Source organism: Ruminococcus gauvreauii (assembly GCF_025151995.1).
GTDB classification, from domain to species: domain Bacteria; phylum Bacillota; class Clostridia; order Lachnospirales; family Lachnospiraceae; genus Ruminococcus_G; species Ruminococcus_G gauvreauii.
This window is the reverse complement of the sequence record NZ_CP102290.1, coordinates 668830-684968: the sequence shown is the minus strand read 5'-3', so window position 1 is coordinate 684968 and position 16139 is coordinate 668830. Positions and strand designations below refer to the sequence as shown.

The following is a 16139-nucleotide window of genomic DNA, read 5'->3' as shown; positions in this document are numbered from 1 at the left end:
AAGAGAAGAATGGAGATGTATGGACAGGAAAAAACTTGTTGATCAAAGCATTGATTATATTATGCGGCATTTAGATGAGGATTTATCGCTGGACAGCATATCTGCTCATTTTTATGTATCAAAATATCATTTTAGCCGTATGTTCAAAGAAGAAACCGGCGAAAGCATTTATGCGTTTATTAAACGCTGCAGGGTTGACCAGAGTGCAATTGATATGAAACTTATTCCGACGAAAACAATTACGGATATCGGCCTTGATTATGGATATAGTTCATCCAACTATAGTTCGTTATTCAGAAAGCACCATAATATGTCTCCTGCCATGTACAAGCGGTCAATACCAACACACAGTATGCCCGTTCCCTTTACGCCGGATCGGGTTGTGCACTTCAGGACAGCTGAAGAATATGCCGCACATATAGAAATTCAGGAGCTTGAAGATTTTTTCGTGATATATGAGCGATTTATTGGAAGCTATTTGGATATTGAAAAACACTGGTTTCAGTTTTTTGATAAATATCATTCGTTTATGAATGAGAAAACAGTCCCGATAGAGCGCTTTTTTCATGATCCGGCTATTACAGATCCATCACAGTGTATTTGTGATATCTGCATGACGGTAGAACCGGATTGTGGCATGGATAATGTCATGTGGATCAGAGGCGGCAGATGGATTGTATATCATTTTGACGGAGAAATCAAAGACATTTTTGAGACATTGCAGGGAGTTTTCAACGTTTGGCTGCCTCACAGCGGTTATCGCATGGCGCAAAGATATGGATTAAATATTTATCGCCGCATTGACAGGGACGATCACAGCGTTGTTATGGATTTATGTATTCCTGTTTTGTAACAGCAAGAATTCAGAAGTCAGCAGAATGACTTTCTTTCTATAATATTAGAAGTGTTTCGAAATACTTCTATATTCATAGAAAGGAGGTCATTTTTCTAATTTCGAAAACATAGCTGGTTAATTAATAAGTCAGGAATACGGAGAAAATTATGTTTGATATCAGAAAAATTCAAGAGAAAGCAATTTATGAAGCAGTGAAAACAGAAAGCAGTGAGGATATTGCGAATGAGGTAGTGTTTGGTAAAGAACAACTTGAAAATTCGGAGAAGGCGAAGGCGGCAGGTCTTTTCTGTAAAGACGGCGAACTTTTTCTGCAGTTTGGATTTTGCCCCTGCCCGATGCTTGAGGGCGTGGAAAAATTAGAGACAAATACATGGTGTCAGTGTACTGCCGGTTACAGTAAAACTCTTTTTGAAAAGGCATTTGACTGTAATGCTGATGTTGAGCTGCTGAAAAGTATAAAGATGGGCGATGAAGTATGTCTGATGAAGATTATTCTGCACAACCCTAAATGGCAGTGAGATAAGAGGTTTTGATTTTTATTGTGCAAAAATGATAATAAAATTTGTGAATATTTTGCATGTATATTTTTTATAAACGAATGTTAAGGAAATTCAATCTTCTCAAATCGTGATGATCAGTGTAAGCTGAATACAAGTAGAGTTGTTGAACAAGTGAGTTGGTTGCAATGTTAAGGAGAGGATGAGATGGCAAATCTATGTGAGATTATCATGCTGCTCTGTTTCGGTGCTTCATGGCCGATTAATTTCAGAAAAGCGTTTCTGGCAAAAACTACGAAGGGCGTCAGTCTGACTTTCCTGTGTCTCATCGAGATTGGATACCTATGTGGAATGGCGGCAAAAATTTTAAGTCACAATATAACCTATGTGCTGTTCTTCTACATTTTAAATCTGATCGTTGTTGCGGCCAACATTATCCTTTATTTTGTTAATAAACAAAGAGAACAGAGGGACTGAATGCGGTACTGAGGGAGGAGATGAGATGACAGAGATTCTGAACACACTGGCGGAGCTGATGAAAGAACATCTGTGGATTGCGCCGCTGTTATCTTTCATCGCAGGCATACTGACATCTTTTACCCCATGCTCCCTGTCAAGTGTCCCGGTAGTCGTTGCATATATCGGCAGTTCTGCCGGTGATGACGGCAGAAAGGCGCTGAGGCTGTCGCTTACCATGGCGTTTGGAATGGCGCTGACATTCGGGACTTTCGGTACACTGGCTTCCGCAATCGGCCATTTGTTTCATGATATTGGGATGTGGTGGCACATGCTGCTGGGAGTATTGATGCTTCTGATGGCTCTGCAGCTGTGGGGAGTCATATCGGTCATACCACACTGTCATCGACAGGAAGCAGTAAAGAAGGGATATATTGGCGCGCTGACAGCGGGTGTTTTGAGCGGGATATTTGCCTCACACTGTGCCACCCCGGTGATGATCGCTCTGCTTGCTCTGGCGGCGGAATCAGAAAACACGGGATGGGGAATCTTTTTGCTGGCACTGTATGCGGTCGGCCACAGTATCCTGACTGTCGCTGCCGGATGCGGATACAGCGCAGCGGACCGATGGATACACGATCCCAAGTATGAAAGAATCAGCAGGAAGCTGCGTGCCTTATTGGCAATCGCCATTGGATTACTGGGTGTAATCATGATCGGCTTTGCATTCTTATCTGATTAAACAGGTAAGAATTTAAAAATACATGAACGATGGGAGGAGGTTTCAAATGACATTGGTAAAAAAGTTTATGGAGGACGTGGACAAAAATGATTTTTTCGTCCTGGCGGCACAGGTGCGCAGGGATGGGGAGATCGCGGACGAGTGGACCCGGTTTGAAGCGAAGCCGCGGTTTGAACTGTATTCTGTCGGTAAGACTTTTATTGGAGCTGCTGCAGGACTTGCGCTGGAGGAAGGGCTGATCACATTGGATGAGCGTGTGATGGGCAGCTTTCCTGAGGCCAGTTACGATATCACCAATGAAAATGCAGCGGGTATTACGGTACGGGATCTTCTGACGATGCGGACCGGTCTGAGTGAAACAATGTTCTGGCGGGATGGTTATGAGAGGAAGCATGTCCGTGACTGGGTACGATTCTTCTATACGGACGGGAAATTTGATCAGAAACCGGGATCAGCCTTTCTGTACAACAATGCAAATCCCTATATACTGGGATGCCTGATTGAGAAAAAGTGCGGGCAGAATATGCGTGAGTATCTTCGCTATCGTCTGTTTGAGCCAATCGGCATTCACAATGTGGAATGGACCAGCTGCCCGATGGGGCACACGATTGCGGCAAATGCACTGCAGCTGAATATCGATGAGGTCGGACGCTTCGGTCAGCTGCTGGTCAATGGCGGTGTATTTAATGGAAAACGGATCCTTTCTGAAGAATATGTAAAAGACATGACGACTTCTTACTCCACAACGGGAGAATTCATTCCCGGCGATCCGCCGGCTGCGGCGGGATACGGTTATCAGACCTGGATCGATCCGGTCAATCATGCGTCGTATATGTGGGGAATCTTCGGGCAGTATTGTGTCATGCTACCGGAAAAAAATGCGGTAGTCAGCGTGATTTCTCTTGAAAAATCCGATGGCGGGTCCAACGGCATTTATGCCACATCACCGCTTCGTAAGCTGATCTGGGAGGATCTGGTGACACAGGTTTAAAGCCGGTAGTAATTAACATTTAAACTATATAATTTTAAGGAGGTAACACCTATGAGTACTAACAAAGACATTAAGATCTGTATCAACCCTCATTTCGATGCCGTTTCTCTCTGGATCGGATCCTGGGGAGGCGAGGATTCTCCCTGTGATATCTCACGCGGTGTGCACGGTGCAAAACGTGGCGTTCCGCGGCTGATCGATCTGTTTAACCGCTGCAGTATTCCGGTAACCTGGGGTGTGACCGGCCATTCTATGGAAAGTTTTCCAAAGGCAGCAGACATGATCTGTGACCGTGTGAACAATGCCGGTGATGAGATTGCGATCCACGGATACGTTCACGAAAATCCGCTGGCGATGACGAGACAGCAGGAGGCGGATGTTCTGGACCGTACATTCGGTGTGATTGAAAAATTATCCGGAAAAAAACCTGTGGGATATCAGGCGCCCTGGTGGGAGCTGAGCAAAAATACGGTGGAGCTTCTGTTTGAGCGCGGCATCACGTATGACAGCAGCCTGATGGAAGATGATTACTGGCCGTACTATGTACGTATCGGTGACAGCTGGACAAAGATCAACTACAACGGACCGGCGGAAGACTGGATGAAACCATGGGTGCCGGGAAAAGAAGTGGATCTCGTGGAAATCCCCTGCAGCTGGCATCTGGATGATGCACCGCCGATGATGTTTGTAAAGGCATCCTCCAACAGCCACGGCTGGGTAACAGGAACGGCGCTCGGTGAGATCTGGCAGGATCAGTTTGACTGGGTATACCGTCATTATGACTATGCAGTCATCAATATCACGATCCATCCGGATGTTTCCGGATGTAAACCGCACGTCCTCATGATGCTGGAGCGCCTGATCGATCATATGAGGCGTCATGACGGCGTAAGCTTCTGTACTCTGGAAGATGCGGCTGCCGACTACCGCAGACGTGTTCCTTTCGGAACAAAGGATGATCTGGGAGTTGTCAGTGGTCTTCACGTATAACAAAAAAGATATAGGGCTGTTTATCTGCGACTGTAAAGCTGCACCTTTATGGTGCGGCTTTTACTGCTTCGCGTAGACTTTTTATGGCGGAAAGGATGGATTGTGATGTGTGCAGCATGTGGTGTGTTAAATGGAGGTGCCGACTGGCTGGAGCGTGCCGGTAATCCGGATGGGATCGGGACAGATGATGGGGTGACAAAAACCGGTGAACGTGCGAATCTGGTACGCATGGTAAATATACTGCTGTCACCGGGCAGAACAAAATTAAGAGATTTTTATACGAAGCTTACCATTCAGGGCCCGACCGGACAATCAAAAGTGGTGGACGATCTTGCCCATGTCTGGATGGCTGCGGATACGATCGGCATGTGTCCCGTGGATCCCCTGGATGAGGATTATCTGGAGGCAATACAACAATGGAAGGAGTGAGAGGGATGGATGACAGAATTCCGGTTACGGTATTAACAGGATTTCTGGGAAGTGGTAAAACCACACTCTTACAGCGTTTACTGAGCTGCGAGGACGGAGCAGGGGTTGCGGTGATCGTCAACGAGCTGGGCGAGGTATCTCTGGACCACCTCTTTGTGCAGAAACTGACGGAGAGTACGATCGTGCTGAAAAACGGCTGTATCTGCTGTACCATGCGGGAAGACCTTCAGACAGGACTGAGGGAACTGATCGATAACCGGGACCGCGGCCTGATCGCTCCGTTTGACCGTGTGGTCATAGAAACCACCGGACTGGCAGATCCTACGCCGATCGCCATGACACTGGACGGAGATCTGCTGCTGAAGAGGCAGGTTCGTCTTGCCAATATCATTGCAACAATCGATGCGATGTTTGGTGCAGACCAGCTCCGCGAACATGAAGAAAGTATGCGGCAGGCTGCCATTGCGGACCGTCTGGTGCTCACGAAAACAGATATCGCATCGAAAGAGGAGACCGCGCGCACACGGGAAAAGATTCATGCAGTCAATCCGATGGCGGTGGTGCTGGATGCCTGCAGCTTAGAATCTCTCTGGACACAGTTGTTTGATATCGATCCCTTTGATCCCAGGACGAAGTCTTCGGAAGTTCAGCACTGGCTGAAACGGCTGCCATCGATCGAGGTTCTGAAGTCCAGTCGTTCATCCGGCAGGTATCAGGGGAAGAACGGAAAGAATGTCATGATCCGGGGATATCATAAGGATAAAAATGAAGAGGGAGGCGAGATTCAGACATTTGCCATTCGTACAGAAAAACCTCTGAACTGGACAGCATTTGCGATTTGGCTGTCAGCACTGCTGCACCGCCATGGCAATCGTATTCTGCGAATCAAGGGGCTGCTGAATGTTCCCGGAGCGCTGGGACCGGTCGTGCTGAATGCAGTGCAGAGTCATATCACACCGCCGATGCATCTGGATGAATGGCCGGATGAGGATCATACGTCGCGCATTGTCTTTATCGTGCAGGGGCTTTCTCCTGGTTTGATACAAAAATCACTGGACTGTTTTCTTTCTGTGTTGGAATAGAAACGAGATATTGGGAGGGATAGAATGGAAAAAATAAAAAAACTTACACCGATTGCACTTTTTGTAGGCCTTCAGGCATGTTCCGTACAGTTACTGGATATTTTATTCCATGGAATATTTCCGCCGGCTGCCAACCTGGGATTTTCAGCGATCGTATTTCTCGCATGGCCTACATATTTCATGTCGGGCTGCAATATTAAAGGCGGAATCAAATCCTTTGTTGCGTTTATTGTGGGCATTGTGGCGGGTATCATTATCTTTGTGATGGGAGGGCTGTTCGGGGCACTTGGCGCCTTTGCGTCGGTGCCGGCTGTTTTCATTGTCGCATGGCTGTTATTCTATTATGAACTGCTGCCCGGAGTATTTAACCATCTTGCGGCATGTTACATTTCCTGCGGTACGTTTTTTCTGTTCATGAATTACGTGCCGGGAGCCACATTTGTAAACTGTTTTATTACAGAAATGGTTTATCTGACGATCGGATTATTTTACGGATGGATGACCATTGCTTTCAGAGGCTGGGTTGAGGGAAGACAAAATAAGTAAAGGAGCGTATGGATGAGTATTTTCCCCTATATTGAAATTGAAGGAACTTCTTATGAAATCGGATATCAGGAAGGTGAAAACTTCCGTGAACAGATTCAGGGAAGCATTGCGTGTTATAAAAAAATGTTTATGGACTATTCAAGCCTGGAGTGGGGCAGGGCAAAGGAACTTTCCAGGAAATTTATCGAAGTGATCAGAGATTACAATGCAGACTATCTGGAGGAGATTCGGGGAGTAGCCGATGGTTCCGGATTTGAGTTTGAAGATATCCTGGCGCTGAACTGCCGCAGTGAGCTCGTGTTTGTGGGAAAGGAATTTGACAAACAGGACGGCGGCTGTACGTCCATCGGCATTACCCGCGAAAGAGCTCTGAACGGCGAGGCGCTCTGTGCCCATAACTGGGACTGGAAGACCAGCCAGAGGGCCAATATGGTCATGATGAAAATTCATCAGAAGAATGGGAAACCGACCATTTTTATGGTCACGGAGGCGGGTATCATCGGAAAGACCGGATTCAACAGTGCAGGCCTGAATGTCTATCTGAATGCCCTGTCCACGGACCAGGCGCCGAGCGGACTTCCCCTGCATATCGCCATGCGGGCGGTCATGGACTGTGAGACGCTGGCAGAGGCGTTGACAGAGGTAACCCGTATGCCGCTTGGCTGCTGTGCAAACTTTATGCTCGGCCACAGGAACGGGGAGTGTGTTGATGTAGAGATAGAAAATGCAGATTTCGATGTCTTATACCCAAAAGACGGAATCATCGTGCATACGAATCATTTCCTGAGTTCCAGACTGCCGATACCTCCGAGAAAGGATACGACAAAATATAAGCTGGCTGACAGTTTTGTCAGGCTGGGAAGGGCTGACAAACTGCTGCGAAGAATGGGAAATTATATCAGTGCAGATGACATTAAGGAAGTTTTGAGGGATCATGTGGAGTTTCCAAACTCGATCTGCCGTCACGATAATCCAAAAGTTTTGGAGGGACTGCGTATGGGAACTGTATTTTCCATGATCGTGAATCTGACAGCGGGGGATATCTATTTCTGCAAAGGAAGCCCCTGTGAAACGGAATATGAACATTATCATATCTGAATACCAAAGCCGTCCATTGGGAAAGTGGGCGGCTTTCTTATATACACAAAGTTGATATCAAGCTGATAGAAACTCTCTCTTTACTTTTTGGTTTTTTCCCCTTATAGTAAAAATTATCTGAGATAAGAATGGAGGACGGAAGAATATGAAGGTGACACTGGAACAGGTAGCAAAATATGCCGGAGTGTCAAGGGGAACAGTTGACCGTGTCGTTAACAAAAGGGGGAATGTCAAACCGGAAGTAGAGCAACGGGTTCGGGAAGCGCTAAAAGCATTGAATTATGAACGGAATAAAATAGCGAGTGCATTAGCGTACAGTAAAAATGAAAAGAAAGTGTGCGCAATGTTTCAGAAGACAGATTCCGAAGACTATAATGCAAAAATCATGCAGGGAATTCATGACGCTAAAAAGGAGCTTAAGGATTTTGGCATTTCAGTGGAGGTTGCAATCTGTAATACGTCCGATGCAGGGGAATTTATTCGTAAGATTGATGCGATGATTCAGGAGGGAATCTGTGGTTTTGCCATCAAGGCCCCAAGTCTTCCTGAGATATCGGAAAAAATTGACAGTCTGGTACAGCAGAAGATGCCGGTCATCACGTTTAATTCGGATATTCCGGAAAGCCATAGGACGTGTTTTGTAGGACAGAATCTTTATCAGAGCGGCAGAGTTGCCGGAAATATTATGGCAAGTCTTGTAAGGCCCGGAGAAAAAATAGTAATCGGCTGTGGTATACCGCAGTATAACGCACATCAGGAACGTGTAGACGGATTTGTGTATGAGCTGAAAAAACGCGGCTTTCAGGAAGAGCAGTGGAAGGTGTTTCACACCAATCAGAATTATGATGTGACGTACCGGTGTCTGGAAGAAATTTTTGAGGAGGAAGACAATATACGGGGAATTTATATGTCAGTGGAACCGAATGAGGCATGTGGAGCTTTCTTAGAAGAACATTCCTTTCTTCAGCATCCATATGTCGTCTGCCATGATACAGCACCCGAGACGATTGAGTATCTAAAGAAAGGAGTGTTTGAATATATTATCGACCAGGATATCTATATGCAGAGCTACTATTCACTGCTGCTCCTGAGAGACGCATTTCGTAACGGGACTTGTGATTCCGGGAAAGTACTGGGTGTTAATATTTATAACGCGGCATGCTTTGAATAAATATAGCCAAAAAATGAAGGTGATTTATGGATAATACGGCAAAACACACAAAAAATGTTGACAGGATTCAAAGTTTGGAGTAAGATAAATTTATAATAACTGTGCGCGCGAACAATCGCATAATATGGGACATTTCAGCGAACAGTTTTTAATAACCCCAAACTGTGCGCGCGAACAAAAAATGGGGTGAATAAGGATACTGACAGTATAGAGGAAAGGCGTAAGATAATATGACATCAAAAGAGAGAGTTTTGGCATCGCTGAATCATAAACAGCCTGATAAGATACCCATAGATTTCGGCGGTCATGTATGTTCAATGATGAATGCAACGTGTGTGGCGGCGTTAAGAGAGTATTATGGTCTTGAGAAGAGGCCTGTTCGTATATGGGATGTCTCTACTATGACGGGTGAGATTGAGAAAGATTTGCAGGATGCCCTGGGAGTTGACTGTGAACCTTTTCCCACATATGATCTGTGCTTTGGTCTGAAAAACACAGAAAGATGGAAAAGCTGGAAATACAGAGGGACGGAAGTGCTGGTGCCGGAAAACTTTGAAGTGACGGACGATGGGAAAGGAGGATATTACATATATCCAGAGGGGGATACCAGCGTGCCTCCGAGCGGACATCTTCCAGCAGGAGGGTATTATTTTGATGATATTGTCCGTCAAAAAGACCTGGAAGAAGATAGCATGAACTATGAGGATAATCTGGAAGAATATGGACCCATTTCGGATACAAGCCTTGAATTCCTTCGTCTGCAGGCAGATAATCTCAAGGATTCGGAAAAGGCTGTTGTCATGGTCCCGGGCGGGTCGGCTCTGGGAGATGCGGCAAATATACCGGGCAACAGCCTGAAAGATCCGAAAGGGATCCGCAGTATTCCGGATTGGTTTGCAGCACCTCTTTTATATCCGGATTACGTACACAATGTTTATTCTCACCAGGTAGACCGCATGATTGATAATTGGACGAAGATATATGATATCGTGGGGGAGACAGTAGATGTTGCCTATATCTGCGGAGCTGATTTCGGTACGCAGATCTCACAGATGTGTTCGATGGAAGTGTTCGATGAGTTTTATCTGCCCTATTATAAAAGAATCAATGACTGGGTGCATAAACATACAGGCTGGAAAACACTAAAGCATACCTGTGGAGCAGTGTATCCGTTTATACCCAAGTTGATAGAGGCAGGATTTGATGCGGTAAATCCAGTTCAGTGTTCAGCAAAAGGAATGGACCCGAGGCGGCTGAAAAAGGAATTTGGCAATGAAATCACATTTTGGGGAGGGGGTGTTGATACGCAGAAAATACTTCCATTTGGAACACCGGAACAAATCAGAGAACAGGTATTAGAGCGATGTGAGATTTTTGGCGAGGGGGGAGGTTTTATCTTTAATTCCATACACATTGTTCAGTGCAATACACCGGTTGAGAACATTGTGGCTATGATTAATGCGGTCCATGAGTATAATGGCAACTAAAATGGAATGATACTTATTGAAAAACAGGAGGTATGATTAAGATGAAAAGAAAGATGGCAAAACGTTTGCTGGCGATGGTTACAGTTTCTATGCTTTGTATCGGAACACTGGCAGGATGCGGAAATAACTCCGGCGAAAGCAGTTCCGGAGGTGACGGCAGTGAAGCAAAGGAAGAAAGCAGTGCCAATTCCGGAGAAGCGTCAGAAGGTGCATCGGGGAAAGGCGGAGAATATGTTTACCGTGTCGGTTTTGTAAACATTGATAACGGCGATACCGCCTGTTATCCGGCAATGCAGAAGTTTGTGGAATATGTTGAGAGTGATGAATTCGCAAAAGCTGTCGGAGCGGATAAGGTGGAGGCATTGACCGCTGATTCTGCGAAAGACATTGAGAAACAGACCACGAATGTTGAAACGCTGCTCAGCAAAGGCGTCGACATGATGTTTATCATCGGAGTCGACACAGAGGGAAATACGACTTCAGTAAAAGCCTGCAATGACGAGGGGATTCCTGTATTTATGGTAGGTACTGAGGCGTCAGGCGGCGAGTGGAAATTCGTCGGATTTGATGAAATAGAACTGGGCAAAAGACAGGGAGAATGGTGCGCAGAAAATCTTCCTGAGAATGCAAATATCTGTTATCTTCAGGGGACACCGGGGCGTGAGGCATCCATCCAGCGTGAGGAAGGCTTTATGCAGGGGATCGAATCCCGTGATGACCTTACCGTTCTCTCTTCGCAGTCGGGAGATTTTGATGCAGCGACTGCGATGCAGGTGACAGAAGACTGGATCCAGACACACGGTGAGAAAATCGATTGCATCGTCTCGGCAAACAGCACAATGATTGCCGGTGCAATTGAGGCACTTAAAGCCGCCAGGATGAATGAGCAGGTCACATCAGTAGGAGTCGTACATCTTGGGGCGGAGGATGGATACCCGATACCGGACGGCGATGAGGATTACGCAATCTTTGTGAGCTGGCCAAGCATCGGTACACTGTGCGGCGAAATCGCAGAGCGTGTGTACAAAGGTGAAGAAATTGATGAGAGGACAAATATTGAGCTGGAGGATATGACGGCCGAAAACTTCGACGAGATCGTTGCCGCACAGTAGTCTGATAAGAAAGGGGGTGTTGGTTAATACCGATTTTTAACCCTGATAAGCAGGGAAGACCATCCCCACAGAATCCGGGATTTTTCAAGATCCAGATTCTGTATGTAATGATGCTGAGGTCAAAAGGGTCTTTTGACCCTGGCATCATGTAATTACTTCAATCTACCATAATACATATCACTGAATATACCATCAGCTTCGAGCAGCCTATCATATCTGCCAGATTGAACGATTCTCCCATGATCCACAACAATGATATTATCACAGTTTTTAAGCGTAGTAAGCCTATGGGCAATAGATATGATTGTCATTTGATTTTCTTCTTTTAGCTTTTCTATTTCATTTTGTATCAGTTTTTCTGATGTATTGTCCAATGCAGATGTCGCTTCATCTAAAACCAGTATTTTAGGTTTTCTTAGAAAGATACGGGCAATCGCAATCCTTTGTTTTTGCCCCCCAGATAAATTATTCCCGTGTTCTGCAATCATAGTATAAAGCTTGTCCGGCAAAGAATTTATAAAATCATAAAGATTTGCCTTTTTAATCGCCTCATTGATTTCCGCTAATGTTGGTTCATCCTCCAGTCCATAACAAATATTTTCATATAATGTTCCTGCAATCAAAAAAGGATTTTGAGGAACCAGTGCTATGATATCTGTGATTTCCTTTCTTGATAAACCATCAATGTCCTTTCCGTCAATATATATTTTTCCACTTGCTTTTTCAAGCTTACAAATTGTCTTTATCAGCGATGATTTACCACAGCCGCTAGGACCCGCAATCCCTAAAAAACAACCTTTATCAACGGAAAGATTTATATCTGTAAGCACTGCTTCTTCATTATAAGAAAAGTTTAGATCACCTATGTCGATCATATGTGATGTAAAAATACTTTCTTTTATTTCGTTGTTTTTGGGGAGCGAATAAGAAAAATCATTTGGTATTTCAGTCATTTTAAAAAAATCTTCTGCCAAAATTAAACTTTCCGATAACTCATCTAATATCCTGTGTAGTTCTTCCAGCGGTTTAATCAGTTGTGAAAAACATAAATAAGAAGTTAAAATCGAACCAACGCTTATTATTTGCCGGGTCGCCAAATAAGAAGAAACACCAATCATCAGCACTGTGAAAAATATTTCATTAAAAAATTTGAAGCTATCATATTTTGCCATTTGAAGATGATGTTTCATTTCTTTATTTCTTAAAAATTCAGATTTATCATCAAAGCGTCTTTCTTCAATCGCATTACTGTCACTCATTCTTATTACTTCAATACCATTCAACAGCTCAACGATAGAGCCGTCCATAGATGCCTTCGTTTCCAATAATTCAATGCGAATTCCTTTTTGTGTGCTGATTTGTCTAAAAACGATTGCAATTCCGATCGGGATTACAAGCAAAGTAAGCAACGTCAGATAGACGGGCAAGGTAACAAAAATAACAATGATTGCCGCAATACTGTTAAAAATCGCCGGGGCAAAATCCATGAAAATAAGTTTCTCTAATTTGACTGTACCCTCCAGACAACGGTTTAATCTTCCATGAATATTACCAGTCATATTATTTTTGAAGTATTTAAGACTTGCCTTTAATAATGATGAAATGACAATGCCGCGTGCTTTTTTCTCTGTTTGGGTAGCGGTATCTTCAACCATAATCCTGCGTAATATGATGATGAGTTGATTTATAATATTAGCGACTAAAATAATCAGTAAAATAGGCACAATCTTATCAAAACTAATCTGTTCTTGCAAAAAAATATCGTCTGTAAGCCAGCCGATTGCTTTGGGAGTAATTTGTGCAAGACCTGCAGAAAGAATCATAATAATCAATATAAAAACAAAGTTTAATTTTTGCCTGAAATCCAGCAAATCATATAATTTTTTTAATGTTTGTTTCATATTAGGATACCTCGATCATTAGCTTCAATATCATTCATTCTTAATTTGTTTTCTTAAGCCGAATATAAATAACACAGCCATAACTTCAGTTTGTCTTCGGGTATATTATATCATACTGCTTCAATATCGTCATTTCTTTTCGGCATGCGGAATTTTGCTTTGATCCACATTTTATCTCCTCGTCAGGCAAATAATAACTCATTCTGTAGCAGAACAGAGGTGCCTTATATTAGTTTGAAACGTTAAGTATCTGGGTGTATAATAATAGAAAAATGACAGAATTGGGAGGATTAACAGATGAAAACAATCATGTTTTTTGGTGATTCCCTTACGTGGGGATATGATGCGGTTTCGACGAGGAGATTTCCGCCGGATGTTCGTTTTACAGGGCTCATCAGTCAGCGTTTTCCGGAGTGCCGTGTCATAGAGGAGGGACTGAAGGGCCGGACAAATGCCCTGGACGATGCTATTGAGCCGGGAAGAAATGGTCATCAGGCGCTGCCGATGCTTCTGTGTACACATGATCCCATTGATATTTTTGTGATCATGCTGGGAACCAACGATGTGAAACGGAAATTCCGAAACTCTGCGATTGAGATTGCCAAGGCACTGGAGATGAATATTCAATTAGTCCAGGCACCACAGTTCTGGGGAGGCGTGGACGCTCCGAAGATTCTGATCGTCTGCCCGCCGGGGGTTACCGCCGACTACGTGGGTGATACGATGGAAGGATATTTCGATGAGGGGTCTGTGGAGGTGTCGAAGCAGCTTCCCGAAACCTACCGGAAAGTTGCAGAAGCCTGTGGATGTGAGTACCTGAATGCCATGGAGGTTACCGGACCGTGTAAAGAGGATGGGGTACATCTGGACAGGGAGGGGCACAGGGCGCTCGCAGATGCACTGGAAGCCAGACTGCATGAAATGCTGAGGGAATAATTGCGGATGGCATTTACCGATAATGTAGGTTTAGCACTCGGCAAATGTTGAATAATTCATAGAAAGGGGACGCTGACAATCAGGCGTTCCTTTTCTATATTCAGCCGGCGCTCGTTTATCATGAAACTTTGAGAGTCCGAAGGACTGCGAAAAGTCACAGAAAAAACACAAAAAATGGGTTATTTCCTGTTGACGAACAATTAATTGTGTGTTATAACACAAATAGAACAAAGGAGGACGAAAGAAAGGAAACATCCCCAGTCCGGTTAACCAATTGTTTTTAATAGGAAAAGGAGCGATGACTTATGATGACACCTGATATTTTTGCAGAAAGTTTATTTGACGATTTCTTCGATGACTTTTTTGATTTTTCTGTATTTGATGATAAGGCAATGCAGAAAGCACAGAAAAAACTGTACGGCAGACATGCAGCAAATTTGATGAAGACAGATGTACGGGAACACGATGACCATTACGAAGTGGATATTGATCTTCCAGGGTTCAGGAAAGAGGACCTTTCTCTGGAACTGAAAGACGGATATCTGGTAATCAGTGCGGCGAAGGGGATTGACAGGGACGAGAAAGAAAAGAAAAACGGAAAATTTGTCCGCAGGGAACGTTATGCAGGCAGTATGAGCAGATCTTTCTACGTCGGGGTAGATGTGAAGCAGGAGGATATCCGTGCGAAGTATGAGAGCGGTGTATTGAAACTGTGTATCCCTAAGGCTGAAGAGAAAGGGCCGCGTGCTGAAGAAAAGAAGTATATCGCCATCGAGGGATAGAGACCCCTCTTCATATAGATATATAAACAGGGTGTGGCCCGGAGCGCAGTATTATGAATAGCTGGCTCCGGGCCTTTTCATGTTGCGGGAAACGCCGTCCGGTGTATTTAGATGCTGGCATGTGTTTTGCGGTACTGCAGGGGCGTGCTGCCCACTTTCTTTTTGAAAATCTTGATAAAATGGGCGGGGCTGTTAAAACCGCATTGTTCTGATATAGATGCTACGGAGTCAAAAGCAGTCATCAGGAGCATCTTCGCATGGGAGATCCTCAGGTTCAGCAGATAGTCATAGGGAGAGGAATCTGTATATTGTTTAAACAGCTTACTGAAATAGTAGGAGTTCAAACCGGCCTGATCGCTCAGGTCAGTGAGGGTGATATCCTGATGCAGATGTTCTTCCATAAAATGAACTGCTGAGGCAATACGCTTGGCATTGAGGGAAGAAAAAGTCTCACGGCTGCTCATCATCAGACTGAGAAGCTGATGTATGTCACTGGAAATCAGATGTTCGTTCGGAATGTTTTCTTCTGTAAATTCCAGTATTCTCGAAAAACAGGCGGATATTGCCTGTGGATTCAGCGGTTTAAAAACATGCTGCTGATTTTCACATAGTTTCTGCACATAATAGTCGCTGATATTTCCCCCGAAATGAACAAACTGAAAGATAGTATTGTCGTCTGCGTAATAACAGTGCGCCTGACGGCAATCAAACAAAAGGCACTCATTACCGTATGCGGAATAATTCTTCCCCAGATAGTCCAGGTGCATGCAGCCTTTGTTGACAAAGATGAACAGATAAGGCTCATAAAATTCGTTCATTGCCCGCTGGATCCGGTACGTAGAATTGCAGTAAAACAGCCCGGAATAGTTATAATAAAATAAGTAATCGATGGCTGTTGTGCTGGGTGTATGAAAACACATGACGGAATTTCCGATCACGCCTTTTTCGTTGTGCTGCATAGGGCTCACCTCCTGTTACGATTATACTATATTTCAGAAATATGTAAAAGCCAAGATTACACTATTTTTTATCAAGAAAGACGGATGATTCAACATACCAGGGG

17 protein-coding genes are annotated in these 16139 nt (G+C 44.4%); 15 read left to right on the top strand and 2 right to left on the bottom strand.

What is annotated here, in order from left to right; translation table 11 throughout:
- The first annotated feature begins 19 nt into the window (after positions 1–19).
- The 13 genes from NQ502_RS03320 (at position 20) to NQ502_RS03260 (ending at position 11457) form a co-directional block, all read left to right on the top strand.
- Positions 20–853: an AraC family transcriptional regulator gene (locus NQ502_RS03320; RefSeq protein WP_028529497.1), complete on the top strand. Its 834-nt coding sequence runs from the start codon at positions 20–22 to the stop codon at positions 851–853.
- Positions 854–1002: 149 nt separating this feature from the next.
- The gene (locus NQ502_RS03315; protein WP_028529498.1) at positions 1003–1374 is read left to right on the top strand and encodes a DUF6144 family protein; all 372 of its coding nucleotides are present in this window, start codon (positions 1003–1005) and stop codon (positions 1372–1374) included.
- 186 nt (positions 1375–1560) lie between these two features.
- Complete coding sequence (locus NQ502_RS03310; protein ID WP_028529499.1) at positions 1561–1830, top strand: hypothetical protein; 270 nt, start codon at positions 1561–1563, stop codon at positions 1828–1830.
- A 25-nt stretch (positions 1831–1855) separates the two neighbouring features.
- Entirely contained in the window at positions 1856–2551 is a 696-nt protein-coding gene (locus NQ502_RS03305) for a cytochrome c biogenesis CcdA family protein (RefSeq protein ID WP_028529500.1), read from the top strand.
- Positions 2552–2597: 46 nt separating this feature from the next.
- The gene (locus NQ502_RS03300; RefSeq protein ID WP_028529501.1) at positions 2598–3542 is read left to right on the top strand and encodes a serine hydrolase domain-containing protein; all 945 of its coding nucleotides are present in this window, start codon (positions 2598–2600) and stop codon (positions 3540–3542) included.
- A gap of 51 nt (positions 3543–3593) precedes the next feature.
- On the top strand, positions 3594–4532 hold the full coding sequence (locus tag NQ502_RS03295; protein WP_044983449.1) for a polysaccharide deacetylase family protein: 939 nt from the start codon (positions 3594–3596) through the stop codon (positions 4530–4532).
- Between the two features lie 105 nt (positions 4533–4637).
- Positions 4638–4961, top strand: coding sequence for a hypothetical protein (locus NQ502_RS03290; protein WP_049898323.1), 324 nt, complete (start codon positions 4638–4640; stop codon positions 4959–4961).
- Positions 4949–6043 (top strand): CobW family GTP-binding protein, encoded by a 1095-nt coding sequence (locus NQ502_RS03285; RefSeq protein ID WP_028529502.1) that lies wholly within the window; start codon positions 4949–4951, stop codon positions 6041–6043. Before NQ502_RS03290 ends, NQ502_RS03285 begins: the two co-directional genes overlap by 13 nt.
- Before the next feature lie 24 nt (positions 6044–6067).
- On the top strand, positions 6068–6589 hold the full coding sequence (locus NQ502_RS03280) for a DUF1097 domain-containing protein (RefSeq protein ID WP_044983450.1): 522 nt from the start codon (positions 6068–6070) through the stop codon (positions 6587–6589).
- Between the two features lie 12 nt (positions 6590–6601).
- Complete coding sequence (locus NQ502_RS03275; RefSeq protein WP_028529504.1) at positions 6602–7687, top strand: acyl-CoA--6-aminopenicillanic acid acyl-transferase; 1086 nt, start codon at positions 6602–6604, stop codon at positions 7685–7687.
- A gap of 145 nt (positions 7688–7832) precedes the next feature.
- A complete protein-coding gene (locus NQ502_RS03270) occupies positions 7833–8858 on the top strand; it encodes a LacI family DNA-binding transcriptional regulator (RefSeq protein WP_028529505.1) in 1026 nt (341 codons plus the stop codon).
- Between the two features lie 230 nt (positions 8859–9088).
- Entirely contained in the window at positions 9089–10345 is a 1257-nt protein-coding gene (locus tag NQ502_RS03265; protein ID WP_028529506.1) for a uroporphyrinogen decarboxylase family protein, read from the top strand.
- Between the two features lie 41 nt (positions 10346–10386).
- Positions 10387–11457 (top strand): sugar ABC transporter substrate-binding protein, encoded by a 1071-nt coding sequence (locus NQ502_RS03260; RefSeq protein ID WP_049898325.1) that lies wholly within the window; start codon positions 10387–10389, stop codon positions 11455–11457.
- Between the two features lie 152 nt (positions 11458–11609).
- Here NQ502_RS03260 and NQ502_RS03255 read toward each other — a convergent pair whose 3' ends face one another.
- Positions 11610–13358, bottom strand: coding sequence for an ABC transporter ATP-binding protein (locus tag NQ502_RS03255; RefSeq protein WP_028529507.1), 1749 nt, complete (start codon positions 13356–13358; stop codon positions 11610–11612).
- Between the two features lie 297 nt (positions 13359–13655).
- Here NQ502_RS03255 and NQ502_RS03250 point away from each other — a divergent pair, with 297 nt between their 5' ends.
- Together NQ502_RS03250 and NQ502_RS03245 are read left to right on the top strand one after the other, a co-directional pair.
- The gene (locus NQ502_RS03250; protein WP_028529508.1) at positions 13656–14294 is read left to right on the top strand and encodes an SGNH/GDSL hydrolase family protein; all 639 of its coding nucleotides are present in this window, start codon (positions 13656–13658) and stop codon (positions 14292–14294) included.
- 305 nt (positions 14295–14599) lie between these two features.
- Positions 14600–15076, top strand: a complete 477-nt coding sequence (locus NQ502_RS03245) for an Hsp20/alpha crystallin family protein (protein ID WP_028529509.1) — start codon at positions 14600–14602, stop codon at positions 15074–15076.
- 107 nt (positions 15077–15183) lie between these two features.
- Here the strand turns inward: NQ502_RS03245 and NQ502_RS03240 are convergent, their stop codons facing one another.
- A complete protein-coding gene (locus NQ502_RS03240; RefSeq protein ID WP_028529510.1) occupies positions 15184–16035 on the bottom strand; it encodes an AraC family transcriptional regulator in 852 nt (283 codons plus the stop codon).
- Between the last annotated feature and the right edge of the window lie 104 nt (positions 16036–16139).